Raw genomic sequence first — 8,660 nt, 5'->3', positions numbered from 1 at the left:
TTCAAGTCGGGGAACCCGCCCAACGCACTGGCTTCTCTGCGCCTCTGCGGTTCGTATAAAATTATTTTTTAACCGAACCACAGAGACGCGGAGAACACAGAGAGGAAAATCAATATAAATAATTGTAATTATTTTATTGTCAACATTAAATAAATATTAACAATAAAACAACAAAATTAAAATAATGTCAACGAATTTGATAGAAAAAAATATTAAAACTGTCCAAAAGTAGAGATAATTTTGAGACGACGAAAACAATAGAAACCATTTACATCGATCGCAAGCTGGTAGTGAAATAGAGAAAAAGTTAAGCGCGAGGACATAGATTTAGTATGGTTAATAACAGTGCAATTACTGCCGCACGACACTTGAGTGAAAAATTACCTTCACCGCTCAAACGTTTGGCAGATTTGGCTTATAACTACTGGTGGAGTTGGAGTGGCGATCGCATTTCCTTATTCCAAAGCATTGATCCCCAAGAATGGGAACGCTGTGGGCATAATCCAGTGGCGATTTTAGAGTCGGCAAGTTATGAGCGTCTGACACAATTAGCAGAAGACCCATTTTACCTAAAGCAGATATCCGCCCTCGCGCGTGAGTTTGACCAATACATCAACCAGCAAGATACTTGGGTCAGCCGAGTTGCACCGCAAGTATCGGCATCTCGCCCCATTGCTTACTTCTGCGCCGAGTTTGGTATCCATGAATCTCTACCCGTCTACTCTGGCGGGTTGGGAATTCTCGCCGGGGATCACCTAAAATCATCATCAGATTTGGGTGTACCGTTGGTTGGTGTTGGCTTGTTGTATCGCCAAGGTTATTTTCGGCAACGCTTGAACCGCCAAGGTTGGCAAGAAGATTATTATATTGACAACCCCTTTGGACACATGCCCCTGGAGTTGATTAAAAATGAGCAAGGGGAACCAGTAATTATCGACTTACAAGTTCGCCAACGGGTTGTAAAAGTGCAAATCTGGCGAGTGCAAGTTGGGCGAGTCACATTATATTTATTAGATAGCGATCGCTACGATAACGATCCTATTGACCGTTGGTTAACGGGACACTTATATGGCGGTAATTTAGAAACCCGCATCGCTCAAGAAGTCGTTTTGGGAATTGGTGGTGTTCGCGCCCTACACGCTTTGGGAATTGAACCTTCTGTTTATCACCTCAACGAAGGACACGCCGCATTTTGTACCTTAGAAATTGCCCGCTTAGAAATTGAGCGCACAGGTCAATCTTTTTACGACATCGAAGCTAAGGTGCGGAATAGTTGTGTATTCACCACCCATACGCCCGTTCCCGCCGGTCACGATGTCTTCTCACCCGATTTAATAGATTCTTTCTTTGCCAGCTATTGGCCGCAATTACGACTTTCCCGCGAGCAATTTTTGGCATTGGGTGCAAGGCGATTGGGCGATCCTTGGGAACCCTTTGGTATGACCGTTTTAGCATTGCGGATGTCTCGTGCTTGTAATGGCGTGAGTGAATTACACGGTCAAGTTTCCCGTAAAATGTGGACAGTTCTCTATCCACAGCGATCGGAAGATAAAGTACCAATTGGTTACATTACCAATGGCGTTCATGCATCCACTTGGACTGCACCTTTGTTAGGTGACTTATATAACGAATATTTGGGAGAAGATTGGAAAAATCGCGCCGTCGATCCCAAGATGTGGGCTAAAGTTGACGGGATTCCTGATGAAGAATTGTGGTCACGGCATCTTATCCTTAAAGAAAGATTGATTGCCTTTACCCGTTATAAGGTGAAGAAATCACGGGAGTTGCGTGGCGAAAATCATGAACTGATTCAAGCAACAGAAAGACTACTCGATCCTAACGTGTTGACCATTGGATTTGCCAGACGCTTCAGCCCTTACAAACGCGGGGATCTGATTTTGCGTGATGCCCAACGCGCACTGAAGATTTTTGGTAATGCTCAACGTCCAGTACAAATTATCTTTGCGGGTAAAGCGCACCCAGCCGATGAAGAAGGTAAGCGGATTATCCAACGCTTGATGGAGTGGTGTCATAATTCCGGGATTATCAACCGAGTCGCCTTTATTGAAGATTACGACATTTACACTGGTCAAAAATTGGTACAAGGTGTGGATGTTTGGTTAAATAATCCGCGTCGTCCTTTAGAAGCATCTGGTACAAGTGGGCAAAAAGTCTGCTTTAACGGCGGTCTTAATTGTAGCGTTTTAGATGGCTGGTGGTGCGAAGGCTACCAAACAGGTGCAGATGGTAAAGGAATTAACGGTTGGGCAATTGGCGAAGATGCTCATACTAGCGATCAAGAATTGCAAGATGGGATTGATTCGCGATCGCTTTATCAACTGTTAGAAGAAGAAATCGTTCCTCTATACTATGACCAAGATGCCCAAGGTATTCCCCACCGTTGGGTGCAAATGATGAAAACATCAATTAAGACAAATGCGCCGTTATTCAACACCGACAGAATGATCGCCGACTACGTTTCACAAGTATATGTCCCAGAAATTTCTAAAACTGTAGAACCGATTTTAGCGAAAGTTCTCCTTTAGAGCATTTTCAGTTTCCTGGTTAAATAGCTACGGTGTACACACAAGTCTGAAATAGCTGATTAACCAAGGTTTTACCCCTCCCTAACCCTCCCCTTATAAAGGGGAGGGAACTAGATTTCTTGTTTCCCCCCTTAATAAGGGGGGATTAAGGGGGGTAATTCGACTTGTGTGTACACCGTAGGGTTAAATAGAGGGGCGGGTTTTCTGCCCCTTTTTTTGCTCCTAGTATCGCTTGCGATAAGATCGAGAATAAATTCATGCTGTGTTTATGGCAACCCAACTTAGCCAAGCCAAATCACCAACAGAACTGGTAATCTCTTGGGAAGCCTTACCCAAGGATTTTCAGCTAGAGGATGAACCAGTGGAAAATACCGGTCAGCCGCTTTTGGCTGGTGCTTTACGTGAAAGCTTAGAAATCAGTGGATTCATTCAACCTCAGATGTTGATCGCTTCTAACTTTGGTCTTTGTGCGACAGTTAACGGACAATTTATCACCAAAGCACCAGATTGGGTTTATGTACCGTCTGTGAATGAAGTCGTAGGTAATCGCAAAAGTTATACACCCAATTTAGAAGGAGATATCCCTGCGATCGCCATCGAATTTCTATCTGATACTGAGGGTGGAGAATATTCGGTAAAGCGAAGTTATCCACCCGGTAAATGGTTTTTCTACGAGCAAATTTTGCAGATTCCCATCTACATAATTTTTGAACCTTATGGCGGGTTATTAGAATATTATCAACTAGAAAATCAACGCTATGAGTTAAAGTTACCCGACGAAAACGGTCGTCATTGGATTGATGTAATGGGCTTATTTTTGGGAACTTGGCAAGGAACCAAAGAAGCTCGCACTGGTTATTGGTTGCGCTGGTGGGATCGAGATGGTAATTTATTGCCGTGGGCTGTGGAACAGATTGAACAAGAACGCCAACGCGCTGAACAAGAACGCCAACGCGCCCAACAAGAACGCCAGCAAAAAGAACGGCTAATTGCTTATTTGCAATCTCAGGGTATCGATCCAAATAATTTGCCCCCGTTTGAGTAAATGATTGGTTTTTGAAGACGCGATAAATCACGTCTTCTACATCTAGGTTTTGAGACAATCTGAACTGTATTGTGCTATATAAATCCTAAATTATTTGCAGAATGGATACTTTCTTTTAATCTTCAAGCATCTCCAATAATTGCGCCTCGCTTAACTGCGTAATTCCCAATGAAACTGCTTTATCTAACTTAGAACCGGCATCTTCTCCTACCACTAAATAATCTGTTTTTTTACTCACTGAATCAGTCACTTTTCCCCCAGCTTTTTGAATCAAAGCTTTTGTTTCGTCTCGCTTTAAGGTTGGCAATGTCCCTGTAATTACAAAAGTTTTACCTGCGAACTTCTGATTAGCATCACCAACTGTTGTTGTGTCCTCTGTGGCAGTTAATTGCAAACCTTCTGCTTGTAAGCGTTCTATCAACCTTTGGTTGGCATCAATCCGAAACCACTGGTACACAGATTGGGCAATTTCAGCACCGATACCGTAAATGCCTTCAATATCTGATTGCTTTGCTGTCGCTAACTGGTCTACAGTGAAATATTTCTGAGTCAATAATTGAGCATTTACACTGCCAACGTGACGGATGCCTAAACCATACAATACCCTTGACCAAGGTTGATTTTTTGATTGAGCGATCGCATCCACTAATTTCTCCGCCGACTTTTTCCCCATCCTTTCCAATTCACATAATTTGCTTTCTGTCAACTCATATAAATTGGCCACACAATCCACCAAACCTTTATCAACGAGTTGATGCACGCATTTTTCCCCCAAGCCTTTAATATCCAAAGCATCACGACTTACCCAATGTTCAATGGAACCTTTGAGAATTGCCGCACAGGAAGCATTAATGCACCGAGTCACCGCCTCACCTGATTCTCGCACCACCGATTGGCCGCAGACTGGGCAATGGGTGGGCATCACGAAGGGTTCGGTGTCAACGGGACGGAGTTCTTTGATTACCCTTACCACTTCTGGAATGATTTCTCCAGCTTTGCGGACAATCACAGTATCGCCAATGCGGATGTCTAATTGAGCAATGCGATCGCTATTATGTAAAGTCGCGCGGGAAACTGTTGTTCCCGCCAGTTGCACCGGGCGCATCTCTGCTAAAGGTGTTAACGCCCCCGTTCTCCCAACATTCACAGCAATATTTTCCACACGGGTAGGTGCTTCTTCGGCTGGATACTTTAAGGCTACTGCCCAGCGAGGGAATTTCTGGGTAAACCCTAACTGTTCCTGAAGTTTAAAAGAATTCAGCTTCACTACTACCCCATCAGTCATGTAGGGTAAATTTAGCCGTTCCGTATCCCAATATTCATAATATTTTGCCACTTCTGCGATCGAAGCACACCGTTTGTGGTTGGGGTTGACTCGAAAACCCATCTTTTCCAACAACTCCAACGCTTCCCATTGGGTATTTGCAATACTGGTGTCATCTCTACCAGGAATGTGCAAGGTGTAGCCAAAGAAATCTAACCGCCGTTTAGCAACAATACGGGAGTCTAATTGCCTGAGTGTACCAGCTGCGGCATTACGGGGATTGGCAAATAATTGCTCGCTGGCTTTTTGCCTTTCCTCGTTGATTTGTTTAAATACTTCCAACGGCAAAAATGCCTCGCCTCGTACTTCCACCCTTTCGAGAATTTCTAAACCTTCAAAATTCAAACGTAAGGGAATTGAGCGAATTGTCCGTACATTTTGGGTAATATCTTCACCCGTCACCCCATCACCCCTAGTTGTCCCTCTAACTAGAATGCCATCTTGGTAGGTAAGAGCCAAAGCAGAACCATCAATTTTCAATTCAGTGACATATTCCACTGAATCTATTTTCGGTACTTGTCGCCGCCAACGCTGATCCCATGCTTGCAACTCATCAATATTGAATGCATTCTCTAGACTGTACAAGGGGATATTATGCCGCACCGAGGTAAACTGTGTTGCTGGCCTCTCACCCACGCGCTGAGTCGGACTATCGGGTGCTGTCAACTCTGGATATTGAGTTTCCAGTTGTTGCAATTCTCGATATAGCTGGTCATAGACTGCATCCTCCATAATGGGAGTATCTAGGACGTAATAAGCATAGCTGGCTTGTTGCAATAACTGACGCAATTCTTCTGTGCGCTTTACTTCCGGCTTAATCTGTGTCATAAGAATTATTATAAAATATCTAGGATTATGGCTCACAAATCATACATTTGTACTATACAAAATTTTGGCTTTTGAGTCATATCCCCCGCTACCCAATACTTGAATAGGGCGATCGCATCGTAAACTTCAGTAGTCCGCTTCCCCTGAGTACCAAGTATAATTCCACTGGTAAAAAATGTAGAGCGATCGCAAGTCAATAAATCGCTATATAAAAGAATGTAGAGACGTAGCAGTGCTACGTCTCTACAAGGGTTCAGAATAACGCATATTTAATTTCACCAGAGTCTGATAACTGGGAAAAGTCAGCTTGTAAATAGGCGAAATTATGTATAGGATGGGGCATTGCCCCACCCCAAATTGTTATCCCATCACCTCAGCAGTCTTCTTCTTATCCAACTTGAGAATCAGCACACCCAAAGGTGGTAAACACAAATCCAGTGAATAAGGACGACTGTGCAAAGACCAATCATCTGTCCATTTACCGCCCAAATTGCCCATATTGCTGCCGCCATACTGACGCGCATCACTATTGAACAACTCAGTATAAAATCCCTTTTGCGGTACACCGATGCGGTAATGAGAATGGGGTTGTGGTGTAAAATTGCAAACGACGATCGCAAAATCATCAGAATCCTTGTCACGACGCATGAAGGAAACTACACTATGGCGATTATCGCTACAATCAATCCACTCAAACCCCGGTTCCGCAAAATCCTGGGTGTACAAAACTGGTTCAGAACGGTAGAGATGGTTCAATTCCCGGAAAAACGTTTTTAACTGTTGGTGCGCTTCATGCTGCAATAAATGCCACTCCAAATCTGCCCAAGCATTCCACTCACTCCACTGCCCAAACTCCATACTCATAAACATGGTTTTCTTGCCTGGGTGAGCAAACATGTAGGTAAATAAACAACGCACATTAGCTAACTTCTGCCATGTATCCCCCGGCATTTTACCGATGATATTGCTCTTACCATGCACCACTTCATCGTGGGACAGAGCCAGCATAAAGTTCTCGCTGTGGTTATACCACATACTAAAGGTGATATTGTTTTGGTGGAACTGGCGGAACCAAGGGTCCATGCTGAAGTAATCCAGCATATCGTGCATCCAGCCCATATCCCACTTTAAGTTAAAACCCAGTCCGCCTGTATAGGTAGGCCAAGATACCATTGGCCAAGAAGTAGATTCTTCCGCAATTGAGAGAATACCGGGAAAATAGCTAAAGATAATGTGATTTACCTGACGCAGAAAATCTGCTGCTTCTAGGTTTTCTCTACCACCGTACTTATTGGGCAGCCATTCTCCTGGTTCGCGGCAATAATCATTGTAGAGCATCGAGGCAACAGCATCCACACGAATACCGTCAATGTGGTACTTGTCGAACCAGAAAAGGGCATTTGCTGCCAAGAAATTACTAACTTCATGGCGACCGTAGTTGAACACCAAAGTACCCCATCCTTTGTGTTCGCCTTTACGAGGGTCAGCGTGTTCGTACAGGTGGCTACCATCAAAGAAAGCTAAACCATGTCCATCTTTGGGGAAGTGACCAGGAACCCAATCCACAATTACCCCTACATCATTTTCGTGACATTTGTCAACAAAATACATGAAATCTTCAGGGCTGCCAAAACGGGAGGTAGGGGCATAGTAACCAGTTACTTGATAACCCCAAGAACCATCAAAGGGATGTTCCGCAATGGGCAACATTTCTATGTGGGTGTATCCTAATTCTTTGACGTAAGGAATGAGTCGGTCAGCTAGTTCTCGGTAGGTAAGGAAGCGTGCGCCCGGTTTCAGTTCGGAAACGACAACTACAGGTTCTGTTTCACCATTAGGGAGTTTAGCTGGTTCTGCACTCGAAGCGTGTAGCCAAGAGCCTAAATGTACTTCATAGACTGAGACGGGCTGAGTTAGCGGCTCAGTGCGCCGCCGCTTTGCCATCCAGTCTTCATCACTCCAGCTGTAAGTATCTAAATCAGTGACAATAGATGCCGTTTTCGGGCGGGGTTCCTGCTGGAAACCGTAGGGATCGGATTTTTCGTAAATGTGTCCTTCAAAATTTTTGATTTCATATTTGTAATGTTCTCCCACACCAATTTCAGGAATAAATAATTCCCAAACTCCGGTAGGGCCTTTACGCATCTGGTTTTTACGTCCATCCCAGAGATTAAAATCTCCCAACAATGAAACATTACGAGCGTTAGGGGCCCAAACAGCAAAATAAACACCTTTAACGCCGTCTATTTCCGTGGGGTGCGCTCCCAGTTTTTCATATATCCGGTGATGGTTGCCTTCACCAAACAAATGCAAGTCAAAGTCTGTCAAGCGGGGAGAACGGAAAGCATAAGGGTCATAGATGACACGCTCATGTTCTCCTTCTTTAATCCGTAACTGGTAGTTTGCCAGTTCGGTAGTTTCAATGGTGCATTCAAAGAAGTGAGGATTGTGTACCGTTTGCATTGGGTATTCTTTGCGTTGTTCAGGAAGAACGACCCATGCTGCACTTGCATTTGGTAGGTAGGCCCGCACAGCCCAGACAGTTTTACCGTCTTGTTCTATGGGATGAGAACCTAGTATTTCAAAGGGATCGTTATGCTGATTCCAAACGATGCTATTAACCTGTTCAGGGGCGATCGTGGTCATGGACATGAAGCTACCTAAGTGAAATAACGTGATTGACTAAATCTACTTTTTTAATATCTATATATATTCTTTACATTTATTTGCAATTTTGTCGCCACCGTTATCCTACATCAGAATGGGGAATGGGGAATGGGGAATGGGAAAGAGGAGGCAGGGGGCAGGGGGCAGGGGGCAGGGAGATAAACAAAACTCCTAACTCTTAACTCTTAACTCAGCACTCTTGAGGGGCATTGGGCAGAGGATGAATGACAAATGACTAATGACGAATTTA

At 44.1% G+C, this 8,660-nt stretch carries 4 protein-coding genes; 2 read left to right on the top strand and 2 right to left on the bottom strand.

Annotated features, from left to right (window positions below; genetic code table 11):
• Positions 1-332 precede the first annotated feature (332 nt).
• Positions 333-2,546, top strand: coding sequence for an alpha-glucan family phosphorylase (gene glgP / locus HWQ37_RS26110; protein WP_292752903.1), 2,214 nt, complete (start codon positions 333-335; stop codon positions 2,544-2,546).
• A gap of 268 nt (positions 2,547-2,814) precedes the next feature.
• Positions 2,815-3,591, top strand: a complete 777-nt coding sequence (locus HWQ37_RS26105) for a Uma2 family endonuclease (RefSeq protein ID WP_292752900.1) — start codon at positions 2,815-2,817, stop codon at positions 3,589-3,591.
• 115 nt (positions 3,592-3,706) lie between these two features.
• Here the strand turns inward: HWQ37_RS26105 and ligA are convergent, their stop codons facing one another.
• Positions 3,707-5,743, bottom strand: a complete 2,037-nt coding sequence (gene ligA, locus HWQ37_RS26100) for an NAD-dependent DNA ligase LigA (protein WP_292752897.1) — start codon at positions 5,741-5,743, stop codon at positions 3,707-3,709.
• Between the two features lie 360 nt (positions 5,744-6,103).
• A complete protein-coding gene (gene glgB / locus HWQ37_RS26095; RefSeq protein ID WP_292752894.1) occupies positions 6,104-8,395 on the bottom strand; it encodes a 1,4-alpha-glucan branching enzyme in 2,292 nt (763 codons plus the stop codon).
• Positions 8,396-8,660 lie beyond the last annotated feature (265 nt).

Source organism: Nostoc sp. NMS4, from assembly GCF_017115095.1.
GTDB lineage: Bacteria > Cyanobacteriota > Cyanobacteriia > Cyanobacteriales > Nostocaceae > Nostoc.
This window is presented reverse-complemented; position numbering and strand designations above follow the sequence as displayed.